General features: G+C 34.7%; 19 protein-coding genes. 5 read left to right on the top strand and 14 right to left on the bottom strand.

Annotated elements, in window-relative coordinates:
- Positions 1–5 precede the first annotated feature (5 nt).
- The 7 genes from mtaB to mcm all read right to left on the bottom strand — a co-directional run bounded on the left by mtaB (position 6) and on the right by mcm (position 7217).
- Positions 6–1391, bottom strand: coding sequence for a methanol--corrinoid protein co-methyltransferase MtaB (gene mtaB / locus IJQ68_RS03650; RefSeq protein WP_292797082.1), 1386 nt, complete (start codon positions 1389–1391; stop codon positions 6–8).
- A gap of 373 nt (positions 1392–1764) precedes the next feature.
- Positions 1765–2367, bottom strand: coding sequence for a YitT family protein (locus IJQ68_RS03645; protein ID WP_292797080.1), 603 nt, complete (start codon positions 2365–2367; stop codon positions 1765–1767).
- Between the two features lie 72 nt (positions 2368–2439).
- Positions 2440–2646 (bottom strand): hypothetical protein, encoded by a 207-nt coding sequence (locus IJQ68_RS03640; RefSeq protein ID WP_292797078.1) that lies wholly within the window; start codon positions 2644–2646, stop codon positions 2440–2442.
- Positions 2647–3609 (bottom strand): tyrosine--tRNA ligase, encoded by a 963-nt coding sequence (locus IJQ68_RS03635; RefSeq protein ID WP_292797076.1) that lies wholly within the window; start codon positions 3607–3609, stop codon positions 2647–2649.
- An 8-nt stretch (positions 3610–3617) separates the two neighbouring features.
- Positions 3618–4670 (bottom strand): 60S ribosomal export protein NMD3, encoded by a 1053-nt coding sequence (locus IJQ68_RS03630; RefSeq protein WP_292797073.1) that lies wholly within the window; start codon positions 4668–4670, stop codon positions 3618–3620.
- Positions 4671–4698: 28 nt separating this feature from the next.
- A complete protein-coding gene (locus IJQ68_RS03625) occupies positions 4699–5106 on the bottom strand; it encodes a translation initiation factor IF-2 subunit beta (protein ID WP_292797071.1) in 408 nt (135 codons plus the stop codon).
- Between the two features lie 104 nt (positions 5107–5210).
- Positions 5211–7217 carry a minichromosome maintenance protein MCM gene (gene mcm, locus IJQ68_RS03620; RefSeq protein WP_292797069.1) on the bottom strand — a complete coding sequence of 669 codons (2007 nt, stop codon included), beginning with the start codon at positions 7215–7217 and terminating at the stop codon, positions 5211–5213.
- 116 nt (positions 7218–7333) lie between these two features.
- On the opposite strand from mcm, the gene IJQ68_RS03615 reads away from it, so the two are divergent.
- From IJQ68_RS03615 to IJQ68_RS03605, 3 genes are read left to right on the top strand one after another with little or no spacing between them, the layout of a single operon-like run.
- Positions 7334–7576: a hypothetical protein gene (locus tag IJQ68_RS03615; protein WP_292797066.1), complete on the top strand. Its 243-nt coding sequence runs from the start codon at positions 7334–7336 to the stop codon at positions 7574–7576.
- Positions 7573–7971 carry a type II toxin-antitoxin system VapC family toxin gene (locus tag IJQ68_RS03610; protein ID WP_292797063.1) on the top strand — a complete coding sequence of 133 codons (399 nt, stop codon included), beginning with the start codon at positions 7573–7575 and terminating at the stop codon, positions 7969–7971. Before IJQ68_RS03615 ends, IJQ68_RS03610 begins: the two co-directional genes overlap by 4 nt.
- Before the next feature lie 60 nt (positions 7972–8031).
- Positions 8032–8451 carry a hypothetical protein gene (locus IJQ68_RS03605; RefSeq protein ID WP_292797060.1) on the top strand — a complete coding sequence of 140 codons (420 nt, stop codon included), beginning with the start codon at positions 8032–8034 and terminating at the stop codon, positions 8449–8451.
- A 12-nt stretch (positions 8452–8463) separates the two neighbouring features.
- Here IJQ68_RS03605 and IJQ68_RS03600 read toward each other — a convergent pair whose 3' ends face one another.
- Together IJQ68_RS03600 and IJQ68_RS03595 are read right to left on the bottom strand one after the other, a co-directional pair.
- Positions 8464–9084 carry an RlmE family RNA methyltransferase gene (locus IJQ68_RS03600; protein ID WP_292797058.1) on the bottom strand — a complete coding sequence of 207 codons (621 nt, stop codon included), beginning with the start codon at positions 9082–9084 and terminating at the stop codon, positions 8464–8466.
- Between the two features lies 1 nt (position 9085).
- On the bottom strand, positions 9086–9616 hold the full coding sequence (locus IJQ68_RS03595; protein ID WP_292797055.1) for a YfcE family phosphodiesterase: 531 nt from the start codon (positions 9614–9616) through the stop codon (positions 9086–9088).
- A gap of 116 nt (positions 9617–9732) precedes the next feature.
- On the opposite strand from IJQ68_RS03595, the gene IJQ68_RS03590 reads away from it, so the two are divergent.
- The gene (locus IJQ68_RS03590) at positions 9733–10824 is read left to right on the top strand and encodes a formate--phosphoribosylaminoimidazolecarboxamide ligase (RefSeq protein WP_292797053.1); all 1092 of its coding nucleotides are present in this window, start codon (positions 9733–9735) and stop codon (positions 10822–10824) included.
- Positions 10825–10826: 2 nt separating this feature from the next.
- Here IJQ68_RS03590 and IJQ68_RS03585 read toward each other — a convergent pair whose 3' ends face one another.
- The 3 genes from IJQ68_RS03585 to IJQ68_RS03575 all read right to left on the bottom strand — a co-directional run bounded on the left by IJQ68_RS03585 (position 10827) and on the right by IJQ68_RS03575 (position 14293).
- Positions 10827–11240, bottom strand: coding sequence for a hypothetical protein (locus IJQ68_RS03585; protein ID WP_292797050.1), 414 nt, complete (start codon positions 11238–11240; stop codon positions 10827–10829).
- 5 nt (positions 11241–11245) lie between these two features.
- Positions 11246–11620, bottom strand: coding sequence for a DUF5518 domain-containing protein (locus tag IJQ68_RS03580; protein WP_292797047.1), 375 nt, complete (start codon positions 11618–11620; stop codon positions 11246–11248).
- A 75-nt stretch (positions 11621–11695) separates the two neighbouring features.
- Positions 11696–14293 carry an ATP-dependent helicase gene (locus IJQ68_RS03575; RefSeq protein ID WP_292797045.1) on the bottom strand — a complete coding sequence of 866 codons (2598 nt, stop codon included), beginning with the start codon at positions 14291–14293 and terminating at the stop codon, positions 11696–11698.
- Positions 14294–14374: 81 nt separating this feature from the next.
- On the opposite strand from IJQ68_RS03575, the gene IJQ68_RS03570 reads away from it, so the two are divergent.
- Complete coding sequence (locus IJQ68_RS03570; protein ID WP_292797042.1) at positions 14375–15226, top strand: HEAT repeat domain-containing protein; 852 nt, start codon at positions 14375–14377, stop codon at positions 15224–15226.
- Here IJQ68_RS03570 and IJQ68_RS03565 read toward each other — a convergent pair whose 3' ends face one another.
- Positions 15227–16054, bottom strand: coding sequence for a carbon-nitrogen hydrolase family protein (locus tag IJQ68_RS03565; RefSeq protein WP_292797040.1), 828 nt, complete (start codon positions 16052–16054; stop codon positions 15227–15229).
- A gap of 42 nt (positions 16055–16096) precedes the next feature.
- Complete coding sequence (locus tag IJQ68_RS03560) at positions 16097–16789, bottom strand: zinc ribbon domain-containing protein (protein WP_292797038.1); 693 nt, start codon at positions 16787–16789, stop codon at positions 16097–16099.
- Positions 16790–16828: the final 39 nt, after the last annotated feature.

Here is a 16828-nt window from a genome sequence, read left to right as displayed (position 1 = left end):
CTCATTTATAATTCATAGTTTTTAGGGTCGAAATCTTCAACTTTACGACCATATCTTCTTACGCTACGTTTTATGAATTTGGCAGAGTCTTCTGGCAATTTTCTGAATGTTCTCATTGCACTGTCCAGGCTGTCCTGTTCAAATCTGGTCAATTGCATCTTTTTAGAATCTACTGCTTCCTGAATTATTGCTCCGACTTCCAGAGCCGCTGCGATACTTCTTTGATATGGGTCTTCACCATGTTCAACAATGGCCTGACCTATTCTGTATGCGTTGTCATATGCTAAGATTAATGCCTGTGGATCTCTGTATTTGTCTGTTAATGTGTATAAATCTCTTAGAGTTTTTTCTTCACCGGTTTGGATTGCGGTGTTCATTAATGAAGCTTCAAATCCGGTAGCCTGCAGCCAAACTTCTGGTGTTGTTCCACCCATTTCTTCCCTGTGATAAACGGATTCATTACTCCAGCAGTCACATATTCCGGCAATCAGGTTACCCATCAAATCTGAATGTGCGCACACAGCATTTTTACCTTCGGTTGCAATTGGCACTCCACTTATTGCTTTAACAATAGGATTTTCATATCCACAATCTTTAAGAGGTCCTTTTGCACCGCATTCTACAGCAACTAAACTGTTTCCTGCACCAATACCTCTAGCTATCGCTGCCAATGTATGTGAACAGTCTTTATCAAGCAATCCTCCTGCCAAAAACATTGCTGTATTTGATTGTGAACAGTTCGTATCTCCTCCAGGAATCACATTGTGTTTGTTACATATTTTAACAATTTCCTCCCACATAAATTCCATATCGATACTTCCCAATACTCCAATACCAAAGAGAATTGCTCTTGGATCTCCTCTTGATATTCCATAATCTGAAACGGATTTTCCTCCCGTTGTTTCAATACAGATTATTGATGCGCCATTTTCACAGCACTGTTCTACAGATTCCATTACATTTTGATATTGCTGTGATGTTCTGTAGTCTGATCCCTTTTCTTCATCCCTAATATCTGCAGGGGTTGCTTTAAGCGCTACTTTTATCCCATATTCGTCATGGAATTTTTCAAGCACTTCGACTTGTGCCTGCGTACAGGCGCCTGCCCATTCGGGATTTGCAGTCTGTTGAGCAATGTGTTCCTGTTCTATTATGAAAGAAGGCAAACCTATATTCAATGCTCTTTGACATGCGCTGATGGCAATATTTTTACATTCTGCAACCATACTTTCCATTGACTTTTCACTGCCTTCTTTAGGAGCTACTTTGATAATTGGATTGACATATCCTGCACCGATTTCGATATCATACTTTGTTTTTACAGGGTGTTTTGCAAAACCAAAAACCATTTCGTCTGGATTATCATATTCCATTTTAGTAAATCGTTTCATACAATCACCTTCACTTAATTAAAAAGTATTAATTTATACTATATAAACTATGGTATTTTTAAAGTTAAATTGATAAATTGGGTAAATATATGGGTCGTTATACTTTATTTTAAATGAGTGATTTTTAATAATATTGCTTTAAAATTATTTTGGTGTTAATTGGGGTGTTTATAATTTTATTTTTAAGTTTTATCAAAAAATTTTTTATATTGGCTGATTATGCAACACTATAAAGTATATTTGATATTTTTTAAATTTTATTTATTTATTAAAGTATGCTTGAATAAATTTTATTAATTTTTGTGTTGAAAATCCTGTGTAAAAATAATGGGAGGTATTGTTTATAAGATGTTGATGATTTTTTTAAAATGGTCTACATTGACTTTAAATCAACCGTTTTTCCAGTAACAGATGTGTATAATTTTACAATTAACTTCAGTGCCATGCCAACAAAAATGGCTGAAATAATCGTTCCTAAACCAACGCTGCCCAGGGAATGTATGAAAAATAGGCATGTTATTGCGGATATCACCACCATTGTCACATCAAATCCGATTTTAACGTTTGAAAATTTTCTATTAAAAACAATTGAAACGGCCTGCATGGCACCTTCTCCTGCAAGAGGTATCAGATTAGGTGGCAAATACAGAAATATTCCAAATGCTATTGTAAAAATACTGATAATCATATATATTAACGATATTAAGAAACTTGTTGATTCTGGAATGAAAGATAATATATAAACAGAGAAACTTGTAAAAAACCCGAATATTATCCCAACAGGTATCTGGCTCAAGTTTTTCATACCAAATCTGTCTTGTAGCAGTATGTACTGAATTAAAACAAGTATGCAATGGAAAATGATTGTGGCTATTCCTATCTCAACGCCCCAGATGACAGTCATGGTGTATGGTATTGTACTGACTGGAGATATTCCTAAATTAGATTTAATTGAAAATGCTATGCCTATTGTCATTACAAATAGGCCTAAAATGTATGAAATGTAGTTTTTATAGTTTTTCATAAAAAATAAATAAAAGAAGAATAATTATCCTTCTAATTCTTTTATCCTTTCAGCAATCGCATTAGCTAAAAATTCTTTAACTTTAACAAGCTCATCGTATTCTCCAATAATTTTAGGACCGAATTCAGTTTGTTCCAATTTAATATCAAACTTTTCAAATGCATGAGCAAGCATTTGTTCACCGACGCCGTTCGGTAAACCCATTTCGAACTCTTCTTTTTCTTCGACCATTTAATTTTCCTCCATATATTCTCTAACCGGAGCAAAGAATTCAATTAAGAAATCTTTAATTCCGTTTTTCAAATCCATTGGGTGTAAGTTGCCTTCACCAAATTCCTTAATTAATTCGTCGTGAGTTAATTCAATGTCTCCTCCGAATTTTTCAGGTCTTTTGATAAGTAAAGTATCTTGATTTGGGTATACAAAGGTTTCTGCAATTTCAATCATTGGATTTCCTTCAATTTCTCCCTGTGGACAGTAGCTTTTATTGATTTTTTTGGTGATTTCTTCAACTGAATCATCTACTGCAATATAATTTCCTTTGCTTGAAGACATTTTAGCGTCACCGTCAAGACCGTGCAATAATGGTGTGTGGATACATACTGGAACGTTTTCACCAATTTTTTCAAGGTTTTCACGGGCTAACATTTGGATTTTTCTTTGTTCCATTCCGCCTAATGCGATATCCACTTCAAGTGCAGCCATATCTACAGTCTGCATTATCGGATAAATCACGCTAGCTACTTTAGGATTGTCATCTGCACGACTTACTTGATCCATACTTCTTCTAGCTCTTTTCAATGTAGTTAATGTAGCTAATTTATAAACTTTATCAGTATAATCAGGTTCTAATTGGAAAGATGAGCCATAAACATATTCGGTTGTTTCGTCAAGACCTAATGCCTGGAAACATTTTTTATTGTATTCGGCAGTTTCCGCTATCTCTTCAACTGTTCCTTTTCCATTTAAAAATGCATGGTAATCTGCAAGCAATATTTTAATTTTAAAACCTAATTTTTGTAGGGTTTTAAGTTTCTGTACAGTTACAGCATGCCCTAAATGGATTTTACCTGAAGGTTCATAACCTGTATAAGCTATAGGCTGGTCTTTTTCAAGCACTTCTTTTAGTTCTTCACGGTCTATAACTTCCAGGGTTCCTTCTTCAATTAACTGAATTTTTTCTTCAATATTCATTTTATCACTTATTTAATCAAGTAAATGTAATTATCAATTTTAATAATTCTGATTTCGTCACCAATATTGTAATCTTTAAATTCATCCCGCATTTCCAAATCGACTGCAGAAAAATCACTCGGATCCAAAATTTGGATTATTTTTGGAGACATTGATATTATTGTTGTGGTTTCTATTTCTGATTCTTTTTTAACGAGTTTTATGTTTTCCAAACTTTTCATTGGAATGTTATGCTTCTTGTTTGTCTTAATATCTGTTCCCACAACCCTATTTTTGTCAATGTCACTCACTTGTATTATCTTATCTTCATATTCTACAATATCATTGATTTCAAATTCAGGAATCCTAATAGAAATCCAAATTCTGTAAAGACCTTTTCCGGTTGATTTGTCTTCGCTGATGAGTCTTGGTGATTCTTTAATGACTCCACCAAATTCCTCTTTCAGTGCTTCGGCAACTTTTCTTCCCGTCTTTAAAGATCCAATATAGTAATCATAACCTTCTTTTAATTTGGCAATCTGCGGACAATAAGCTAGTTTATCCACTTTTGCCTGCTTATCCAACGTTCTTGCGACAACTTCATCCGCCTTTTTATATTCTTCAGCTTTAATCTCTCTTTTGTCTGCTCTAAATTGGATAACTGATTCGTAATATCCTGCCTGAAGTTTGCTGCATGTTGGACAAACGGTTTTTTGAATTCTTACCTGAGTGTCATGTGTTTCATCAATTGAAACTCCATAAACATCACCAACAACTTCAACAAAACAGTTAGCTATTGTGCCTTTAATCTGGTCAATTTCAAGGTTGATTTCTTCATTTTCAACCAAATCATTGATTTTTATATTTCTCTCAAGAGCACGATATATTATTTCTTCTTCCGGAAGATATGATTCGCTCCATTTTCCTTCCTCTAAACGGCTGTTACAATGGCTGCATATTTCAACAATAATGTTTTCGGGAATTTCAATCATTTCAAATTCTTTTAAAAAGCAATCTATGCAGATTTCCCCAACCATCTGTTTATCTTCGCTTCCGCATTCTATACAAAACATAAAAATCATTTAAAAAATAAGTAAAAAAGATAAAAAATTATAATTGTTTGAGCGGAGCGGTTGCACCACAAGCGGAACATTTCAATAGGAATATTCTGCCTTCTCTTATAATTTTAGTATCTGGTCTGTTACATTCGTGGCAAATTACATATTTGTCCACATAATCTTCAATTCTTTCATTAATTAAGTAATGGGTAAATTTACCCTGCAATATTGCTCTTGCACCATCTACATTACCTGCAGTACCTAACTCTCTCATTAAGAACTTTAATAAATGTTGAGGATCTCTATTTAATCCTTCACTCACTTCTTTAAAGTTTTTAATGAATGTTCTATTACCTTGGATATCTGAATAAGCTTTAGGAATTTTAAATCTTTTGTGTTCAAATACTTCAGGAGGTAACTGGTCTATTGCTCTTTCTAATAAATCTTCATATTTATCCATATTATCACTCCGTAAAAATCAGTATAAGTATAATATATTAATTATGATTTTAATCATTTATTAAGTTATTGTTAAAATCATTATTCAATACCTATACTTATTTTTTAAACTCTTTTCACATATCCTGCACCTGGTTCGTATAAGATTCCACGTTGCGTTAGGTTTCTAATGAGATTTTCGACTTTATCCTCACTCACATCATGTTTTTCTTCCATATTGTTCTTTAAAACATTAACAGGGGCCTGGCCGTTATATTCTTCTTCAAGCAATTTTACTTCGTCAACTATAACACCCATTTTGTCTCTCTCAGATTTAGGTCTTCCTCCGCCAACGATGTCAGCTTCAAGCTCACCAGTTTCTGGATCAACTCCGACTTCCTTGAGACATGCCATCTGCAATCTGACTGCTTTTTTAGCATCTTCTTTGTCAACAACTTCTTTTAATTTCATTTTGGCACAGGCTTCTGCTAAACGAATAATAGCTTCAAGTTGTCTTGCAGTAATTGGAACAACGGAGTTTTCTTCAGTATTGCCGCTGCTGTTTCTCGTATCCACATAGAAATTTTTCAATACTTCATTTGCTTCATCACTTAAAACGGGATTGACGTTTTTACGTGCATATGCGATGTATTTTCTAAGTAAATCTGGTTCGATTTCATAATCAACAGTATTTGACTGGTGAATATTAAGAATGTGCTGAGCCAATTCTGAATCCCCTTTTCTGCTTGGTTTGTCTTCAACGACAAAAATCAAATCAAAACGGGATAGAATTGGGGGTGGCAATTCAATCTGATCAGCCAGTACTTTGAATCTGTCAAATCTTCCGAATTTAGGGTTTGCAGCAGCAAGCACAGAACATCTCGAATTTAAAGTTGCCATAATACCTGCTTTTGCAATACTTACGGTCTGTTGTTCTAAAGCTTCGTGAAGTGCTGAACGGTCTTCAGACCTCATCTTGTCCAGTTCGTCAACACATACGTTACCCTGGTCTCCTAAAACCAATGCACCTGCTTCCAGTGACCATCCACCTAGTTCGTCTCTTACAGCCGCTGCAGTCAGACCTGCTCCTGTGGTACCTTTACCACTGGTATATATGCTTCTCGGAGCCAGTTTGGAAACGTATTTAAGAATCTGGGACTTACCGATACCAGGGTCCCCAACAATAAGGATGTGAATATCTCCCCTTAATCTGGTTTCATCTTCCAATTGCTTTGCAGATCCACCGAATAACTGCAATGCGATAGCTTCTTTTACATCACGATATCCTCTGATTGATGGTGCAGTTGATTTGATTATCTTTTCATAGATATTGGGATCTTTTGACAATTCCAGGATTTCTTCCTCATCCTCTTCTGAAAGGTGAAGCTCTTCAAATTCCTGTTCTAAAGGTTCGATATGATTTACATAAATGTAATTTTTGAATTTTCCGCTTCGCTCCTCCCTAAATGTTTTTAAAGTACCAGTAATTCTTACTTTGTCCCCTGGATTTAATTCATCTACTAAATCATCTTCCAAAATCATTAACATTTGTTTAGGTTCGGTTCCTCCGGATAAATTCTCTAAAGGTTCCTGCATTCTTGCGGTTTGAGTATCGATATAATGAGATTCTTCCTGAAGCAGTCTGAAAGACCTTCCTCCGCATTCTCCACATAATGAAGGCTCCAATATTGTTCTGTCGGAAGTTTGCTCAACTTCGTGAAGACGCATACATCCCCTACATTCAAAGACTGCAGTTTCAATACGTGGCCTTATCTCATCTGTTTTCCTAACGATTCCTTCCGCAGCAACGAATGTTCCGATATATTTACTTAACAGTATCTTTAATGGTATAATATTGGTCAGATTTTTAAAACGAATGTTTAAATCAGCATCTTTCGCCAGAGGGTCAATATTTTTAACAGCTATTTGTGCCGCTTCAATAACCTCTTCAGGTTTTTCAACCAACAAATCCGCCAAGTCTGGATCGAATACTTCCAAAATATTATAATCCACGGTCAGCGATCTGTTATCCGGGTACGTTTCAAGAATTTCAAACACATCATCCTTATATGAAGTTGCAAAAAATTCTTCAAATTTTGTAATTAATGTTTGTGATTTAGTAGTAGATTTCATTAATATTACATTAAGTTTTCATGCTTAAAAAATAATTGCATAGAGCATTTGAAAAGTAAAAATTATATATTAATATATAAATATATATTGCTACCAATGTAGCAAAAGGTGTTTTCATGGCAACCAAACAGATCTCGTTAAGACTTGATGAAGATTTAATATATCAAATTAAGGAATTTGCAGTCGAATCACGAATGACCCAAACAGAATTGATTAAATTATGGATTATTAAGGGATTATCCGAATCAAAAAAGCCCAATAAAAAAGGATCCCTTAAGGATTTGGCGAATAGCATTACTTTACCATACACTACTGATTCAGTTGAAATCAAAAAACAATTGGGAAGACGGGAGCTATGATTTTTGTTGATACTTCGTTTCTTGTGGGATTATTGCTGACTAATGATGTTAACAATCCTCGTGCAAATGAACTAATCGGTTTGATTGATGGCGGGAACTTGATTATTAATAATACGGTTCTTACAGAAACAATCAATTTCTTAAGCAAATGTAAAAAAATCAAACAAGGATACATTATTAAAGAATCTATTGAAATAATATTAAATTCTTGCGATATCCATTATTTAAACAGCAATGAATATAATGATGCTATTGATTTATATTTACACTATAATGGGGCTATCAATTATTCTGATTGCACTATACTTAAGTCTATGGAAAGTTTGGGAATAAACAAAATAGTATCATTTGACAGTGATTTTGATTCAATTTTAGGAATAAAAAGAATTTTTTAGGTAAAAATTATATATTAAAATTTATAAATTATATATTTAATATATTGAAATGAGGTTAATATGAGAAAATCAAGACTAAGCTTATTCAAATCCACTTCTATGTTAATTTCTGTTGTTGGAATTATCATGATTATTGCAACAATCATTGTAGTTGCTTATGTTGGATTTAGTATCGTTAATGAGTCAATTACTGATGAAATATCTTCCGGAAATCAGTATGATGATTTGGCCCAACTCAAAGCTGAATATGGGGATTTGGAATCCAAGTTCGATTCCATAAAATCAACTTATTATGCTGGTGATTCTGATGATATTCAAAAATATAATGATGCTAGAATAGAACTTTCACGAGCAGCCTCAGCTATTGACAATGTCCAATCTGCACTGGATGCAGGCAAACCATCAAATGATGTCGATAGTAGAATTGAGTTCGCTAAAGAAAAATTGGCTACTGCTCATCAAGCATATGAAAATCTTTAAACTTCTTTTTCTTTATTTTTTTATGCGATGTTTATAACCTAAGCCAACAACGTACATTTCTGAACTTTTTTTACGGGATGATGGTGGTTTTGTAGTTTTGACCTGTCTGAATTTCTTTTTAAGCCCATCCAACATTTCCTTATATTCCGGTCCCTGAAATACTTTCATGACAAGATTTCCCTTATGTTCCAGGATATTGTCGGCTATTCCGATAACAGAATTGGTCAAATCAATGGATCTTAACTGATCCAGGTTTTTAATGCCGCACAATTCCGGTGAGGCATCGCTCATGACAACTTTCGCCTTACCGCCGATTACGCGCATAATCTTTCCCTGTACCTCTTCGGTGGTGAAGTCTCCTTTAATTCTGAAGTAATTCTCTTCTGGAAGTGCCCCAATACGGTTCAAGTCAACACCGACAACAATTCCTTCTTCACCAACTTTTTCCAATGCCACTTGTGACCAGCCACCAGGTGCTGCACCTAAATCAACAACGGTATTTCCGCTTTTAATGATTTTATATTTCTTGTCTAATTGCTTGAGTTTATATGATGCTCTTGAACGATAATCCTCTGCTTTAGCTCTTTTGTAGTAAGGGTCTTTTTTTCTTTCCATCTGCCATTTGCTTCCCATTTCAATCCCTCGGATATTGATTAAAATCAAGTGCACTGCATACAGGCGCACCAATCTTAACTATCTCTACATCCACATTCTTATCATTAATTTCAAGCAACATAACTGTCCTGTCAGCTAGCCTGGGAACAATAGGGCTTCCAGGATTTAAAAGTAAAACATCCTCAACCTGCTCTATTTTCGGCTGATGAGAATGGCCCGTAACGAGTATGTTAACGTCCAGTTCTCTTGCCAAATACAATAACTGCTGGGTATCTCCCCTTGGATAGACTTCTCCATGGGCAACTCCAATTTTCACGCCTTCCACATCAATGACTTGTGATGTTGGCAGGTCAAGACCTGCAACTCTATCCATGTTTCCCTGAATTGCAGTCACAGGAGCAATCTTTTCCAATTCATCAATGACTGCTGTTGTAGTTAAATCTCCGGAATGTATTATCAAATCAACATCTTTAAATGATTCCAAAACATTTCCTGGAATTTGTCTGGCCCTATCCGGAATATGTGTATCTGAAATTAATCCTATTAGCATAATTTTATCCTCAAATATATTTTTGTCATCATTGCTTTTAATCATTTGTTCAAATAAAAAGAGTTATTAATTTATAAATATATAAAATATATTATCTAATCAAGGATTTGGTTATTATGGGAGAAGTTAAAAAAGAAGATATCTTGGAGATTTTAAGTAAATATGATAAAGATGAAATAACCCTTGCAACCCTTGGAAGCCACACTTCTTTACATATTTTACAAGGAGCAAAAGAGGAAGGATTCAGAACAGCTATTGTCTGTGAAAAGGGAAGAGAAGTCCCATATCAGAGATTTGATGTAGCTGATGAATACATTATTGTTGATGAATTCAAAGACATTGTAAATGAGGATGTTCAACAGCAATTAAGAGATATGAATGCAATTGTCATTCCACACGGTTCTTTTGTTGCTTACGCAGGTTTGGATAATGTTGAAGACAAGTTCAATGTTCCTATGTTCGGTAATAGGGATGTTTTAAGATGGGAAGCTGAAAGAGATAAAGAAAGAGCATTGCTTGTTGAAGGTAATGTCCGTATTCCTTATAAGTATGATGACCCATCACAAATTGACAGGCCAGTAATGGTCAAGTTCCCTGGAGCAAGAGGAGGAAGAGGTTACTTTGTAGCATCATCTCCAGAAGAATTCGACTCTAAAATTGAAGCTATGAAATCTCGTGGATGGTTAGAAGATTCTGATGTCGAAGCAGCACACATTGAAGAATATGTTTCAGGATGTAATTACTGTATACACTATTTCTACTCAGCACTGGAAGATAAAGTTGAACTGATGGGTATGGATACAAGATATGAATCCAGTATTGACGGTTTTGTAAGAATGCCTGCAAAAGACCAACTTGACATTGATTTAAGTCCTTCTTATGTTGTAACAGGTAACCACCCTGCTGTAATAAGAGAATCATTACTTCCACAAGTGTTTGACATGGCGGATAAACTGGTTGAAAGCGCTAAAAAATTAGTTGAACCTGGATTAAACGGTCCGTTCTGTATGCAAACATTAGTCAACGATAACCTTGAGGTAATCTGTTTTGAAATCAGTGCAAGAACTGATGGTGGAACAAATACATTTATGGACGGTTCTCCTTACTCATACCTAACTTACGGTAAACCTATGAGTATGGGTAGAAGAATTGCTCTTGAAATCAAAAATGCAATTGAAAAAGAAGAATTAGAAAAAATAATAACATAATTTTAGTTATTATTTTTCTTTTTATTTTTATTTTTACCAATTTTCTGTTTTTTTTCGTACTCTTCCTTTGCTTTTACACGGTCTCTTTTTGCCCATGCACCAACAAATCCGATTAATGCACCTATAAGAAGAATGAGTACTACAACACTGACTGTTCCTGTAGGTGATGTAAAGAACTCTCCGCTGAATTCTCCGAGTGCTCCCTGAAACATCAGATATACAATTGGTGTGGAAGCTAATGCACCGAGAATAGCACCATATTTTATGTTGATTGCCGTGTATCCGACATATAATAAACCGATGGATGCGAAAAGGTATGCCCAGTCATATCCATAAGATCCTATAATTACCATTGCTGCTGATGCCGCAGCACCTATAATTAATGCTTTCCAATCAATATCCCCTTTTAATGCCATATTATTTACTCCTTATTTCTTGAATTGAAAAATCCTCCTGCCGCTCCAGTAATTCCCATTACTATTGCATAATAAATCAGTTGTTTTACAACTTCTATCAAACTTGCTACTCCGGATACGGTAAATCCGACTAGCCCTCCAAAGATTCCAGTTAAACTTCCACCAAATGTTGCCATAAAAATAAATATTATTGCAGTTATTATTGTGCCTAAAGCACCTGCAACAGCAGCATTCCACAGTCCTCCAAGGGTTCCTGAGTGTGCAATGTAACCTACAATGAATCCTACAACAAGTAATCCGATGAACTCATAATGTGGAATAAATGCCCTTACCATAACGGTTAATATAAAACCTATAATCACTGCACTCCATTTAGTCATTATTTCACCTTTTTAATGAAATTATTTTTTTAACTACATTAATTTATATATTCATCTTTTAAATATGATTTTTGATTAATAGATATCCGATAATTTGTCTTTAATTTTTTCAAGCACTGCCAGATGCATTCTTTTTGTAAATTCTGCACGGTCATTCTGGTTCAATACATCAAGATATCCTTGAGAAACTAAATTAAAAGCAAATGGGGTTGGTATTACAGTATTGATTGTTTTTATTTCCATTTCTTCTGAGGCAATCCATTCTATTACTTTTTGAGCATTTTCAACATCCATATAATCTTCCAGTGATTCTCTTTTAGCTTCCTTTAAAATAGGGAAATTCTCATCCATTTCCCGCACGAATTTAAGCAATATCTTTCCACGCACCTGCTGGCGGCCTACTGATTTGGATTCGCCTTTGTATTTCCTTAAAGTCATCAGTGACCTTCCGGCGCAATGCCTGAATCTGCTTGCCAGGGTTTCTGTTTTTTCAAGGGACTGTGTAAGTATCGGCTTGAAGTTTTCAGGAGTTAATTCCTTAAATGATTCCAGTCCGCCAATTTTACTGTCGGAACTCAAGTAAAATCCATTGTCTGATATGGATATTGTAACATTCATATTGTATCTTCTTGCCACAAGGTAAGCTACTGCACGGGAGAGCGCATCATTTACCTTTCTTCCGAATAAACTGTGAAATATTACAAAGCGTCTGTCACCAAAACCACGGTAATATTCAATCAGTAATTTTCTGTTGCTCGGTATCTGAGCATACTTGAACTGTTCGACAAAATATTCATAAATGGAATTTGCCGCAAAGTCGTCAACATAGAGATAATCGTAGATGAATTCCATTATGTCTTCCTTGCTTCTTCTGTATTGAAACATTGAATCCATATGTGCCCTAAATCGCTGTATGTCCATTGCCAAATCAAAGGACAATGGCAGCTGCTGTGAAAACCATGAGGGTATCGTTGGCGGTCCACTGGATGGACTGACATTAATTGTCATTCCTTTGCCGTAATTGAATCTGTAAGTGTTTCCACCTAAAACAAAAGTATCACCCTTTTTAAGTCTTTCCATGAATTCCGCTTCAATTTTACCTACAGTTTCACCATCACATTTAACCAAAACCCCTGAACTGTCGGGAATAGTTCCGATATTTGTTGAATAAAGCATTCTGGCTAATTTTCCTCTCTTGCCGAAGGTATTTTCATTATAATCAATCCATATTTTTGCATAAACGTATCTTTCTTCAAGTGCACCGTATTCTCCGGCCAAATAGCTCAGAACGTCCTCATAGTCATCTCTGCTTAAATCTTTATAGCAATAGCTTTTGCGGATAACATCATATGCATAGTCAATATCCCAGGGATTTTCGATTCCCATTCCGTAGATATGCTGTGCCAAAACATCCAGACAGTTTGTCGGAATCTGAATCCTGTCTATTTTGCCTTCCTTGGCATTTTTCAAAAGAACAGAACATTCCACCAGATCATCTCTGTCCGTCACGATGATTTTTCCTCTTGACTTTTCATGCAGCTTATGTCCGCTTCTGCCTATTCTTTGAAGGGCTCTTGATACGGATTTTGGGGAATTAACAAGTACAACCAAGTCAATGTATCCGATATCAATACCTAATTCAAGGGATGTTGATGATACGACCGCTTTCAGCTCACCCTCTTTCAGTTTATTTTCAGTTTCCAGTCTGACTTCTTTGGAAAGGGATGAATGGTGTGCCATGATGTTTTCGCTGTTGTAATTCATTGGAAACATTTTTTTGAGGTTATAGACAAATCTTTCTGTTCCGCTACGGGTATTTGTAAAAATCAGTGTTGTTTTGTTTTCCTGGATTAAATCATCAAGCAAGCTGTATAATCCTAAACGGGTATCCTCTTCATCAGCTATTGTAATGTCGCTGACAGGACACATCACTTCCATATCCAGTTCCTTGAGATAGTTTATGTTAACTATGCTGCAGTTCCTTTCAACACCATATTCATATCCCACTAAAAATTTTGCAACTTCTTCAATGGGACTGACTGTAGCAGAAAGCCCTATTCTTGTAAAGCCACCAACCAGATGCTGCAGTCTCTCAAGGGATAAACTTAAATGAACACCCCGTTTGTTTTCAGCAAGAGAATGTATCTCGTCAATAATCACGTATTTCACATGACTTAATTTTTCTCTAAACTTTGGTGCTACAAGAAGAATTGATAATGTTTCCGGTGTTGTAATGAGAATGTGCGGAGGTACTTTAAGCATCTTCTGTCTTTGGTATTGTGTGGTGTCTCCGGTTCTCACGGCTTTTCTGATGCCCAATTTTTTCCCGGAAAGTTTTTCTATCTCCTCTAAAGGTTCATCCAGGTTTTTTTCAATATCATTGTCCAGTGCCTTTAATGGGGAGATATAAATACAATAAACTTTATCTTCAAGTTTTCCCTTTTCGGATAATGCTGTAAGCTCGCTGATGACTGATAAAAATGCAGTCAATGTTTTCCCGGAGCCTGTCGGTGATGAAACCAATACATTATTCTTCTTATGGATTTCGACGATTGATTTTTTCTGAGCAGGAGTAAAATCTTCAAATTTGGAGTCAAACCATTTTCTAACCCATGGGTGGAGGGTTTTATAAATCTCTTTTTTTGAATAATTTTTAGTCTGCTCCTGAATCATATTATCAGCAATCCTTTTCTTAAAAGATTATATATTTACAAAATCTAATATTTTAATATATTAACATTAGAGGTTATATAAATGTCTAATCTAACAATGACTGAAGCGATAGAAAATCTTCAAAATGAAGATGTAAGTATTAGAAAAGAAGCCATTGAATCATTAATTGGTGTAACTGATGAAGAAGCTATTGATCCGTTAATTGAAGCTACAACTGATGAAAATGCACAGGTTAGATTTAAAGCTGCTGAAATTTTAGGAAATATGGGCAATGTCGCATTCGATAGATTAGTTTCTAAATTCACATCTGAAACAGGAAAAAATAAAAGATTTTTAGCATTCGCTTTAAAAGAAACTAATAATGAAAAAGCTATTCCTCTATTTGCCGAAGCAGTAAGCGATGAAGATTTTGGTGTTAGGAAGGTATCAATCCGTGCTTTAGGCGAACTTCAGGCTCACGGGGAATTGGATACAATTGCCAAAGGTCTGGATGATGAAGATTGGGGTGTAAAATTAGCAACAATTTATGCCTGTGCTGATTTGGCATCCGATGAATCCATTGACTTAATCAAAAAAGCCAGACGTGCCGAATCTGAAAAAGACTTCAAAAAATCATGTAATAAGGCAATTAAAAAAGCTGAAAAGATTCAAAAGGCAAAAGCTGAAGGCAAAGTTGTATCAAGTACAATTCCAATGAAAACTATTAAAGAAATGGAAAAGACCAATCCTCAAAAAGCAATCAAAGAATATGAAAAATATGTCGATTCCGGAACTGATAAGGACGCTCCATATAAAAGATTAGCTGTTTTATATAGAAAATTGCGTCAGGATGACAATGAAATAGCTGTTCTTGAAAAGGCTATTGAAGTATTGTCCGAGAAAAAACCGGGAAAAGAAGACTGGTTTGTTAAAAGATTGGAAAAAATGAGATAATTATTTTTCGATTATTTCATATAAATCATTTCTTTTATTTTTTAAAACAGGGATTTCTTCCCTAACTTTTTTTATTTCATCCAAGTCTATTTCTATAATTTTTAATTCTTCCCCATATTCTAGCTGACAAATTACTTCTCCCCAAGGATTTACAGCAATTGAATGGCCGTAGCTGTGATAATCAGCATCTTCATTCAATGCAGGGGCAACGCCTATGCAAAATACCTGATTATCCAAAGCTCTTGATCTAAACAGCAATTCCCAATGTGCAGGGCCGGTTGTCATATTGAACGCACCTGGATAGAATAAAATTTCAGCGCCTTTTTTAACATTTATTTGGGCTAATTGCGGAAATCTGACATCATAGCATATTCCCATACCTATTTTAGAAAATTCTGTTTCAGCAACATTGAATTCATTGCCTGGTGTTAATGTATCTGATTCCTTAAAATAGATTCCGTCTTTAACATCCACATCAAAAAGATGCATCTTTCTGTGTTTTGCAATTATTTTTCCTTTCCTGTCAAAGAGATAGCTTGTATTGTATATTTTCGAATTCTCTTTTTCAGGAATTGATCCGGCTAAAATATAAATTTCATTTTTTTTGGCTAGTTTAGAAATAATATCTAAAGTAGAACTTAATTTTTCTTCTTCAGCATATTCAATGAATTTTTCATTAGAATAAGGACAATTGAACATTTCTGGAAGAACAACAAAATCAGAATCGAAACTAGCAGCTTCATTAATCATCGAAGTTGCTTTTAAAATATTTTCCTGCTTATTGTCAATAACATTCATTTGACATAAAGCTATCTTTATTTTAGTCATATTATGCTTAAAAATTAAATTGAAAGTATGAAAGTATTCATACTATTCAATATGTATAGATTGTAATACAGCTTCAGTTTCATTAGATGTAACAGAATCTAATGTGTTTCCATTAAATTTCAATACATATAAATTACCATTAGATAATAATGATACATATCTTGTATAACTACCATCGTAGTTTTCTAAGACAACATCAGACGTATTTTTTCCATCTAATTGAATTGTTTGAATTGTATTTATGTAATCTCCATTTTCTTGAGCAGAACTAATTCTCTGACTATTTATTTCATATATTGATGAAAATTCACTAGAAACAGTGTAATACTCAATAAAAGTACCATTGCTACCTTCAAAGAAGATTGCATCTTCGTGTAATTCATCGCTTCCATTTGTTTCACTCCAATCTGATGGATATGTGAATGAAACGCCAGCGTTTGAATATTTTTGAGCTCCATCAACACTAGTTGATGTTTCGGTAGCTGGTCCTGTAGCTATAATTATACCAATCACTATAATTGTTATAAGTAAAATGGCACCAATAACAAGTTTATTGTCTTTTAAAATTTGTAATGTACTTGGTTCATTTCCATTTTTATTTATTATTGGTCTGTCTTCGAAGATATCCTCTTCTCTAATAGCTTTTACTTTAGGTTTGGGAAATTTATAACCGCAATTTCCACAAACTGGAGCACCATCATAACTAGGATTTCCACATTCAGGACATTTTTTCACAGATTAACCTCCATTAAAATTTAGTTTTATTACTTATAT

Source organism: Methanobrevibacter sp. (assembly GCF_017447225.1).
In the GTDB taxonomy this organism is placed as follows: domain Archaea; phylum Methanobacteriota; class Methanobacteria; order Methanobacteriales; family Methanobacteriaceae; genus Methanocatella.
The sequence above is the reverse complement of the archived record's forward strand: the minus strand, read 5'-3'. Positions and strand labels throughout refer to the sequence as shown.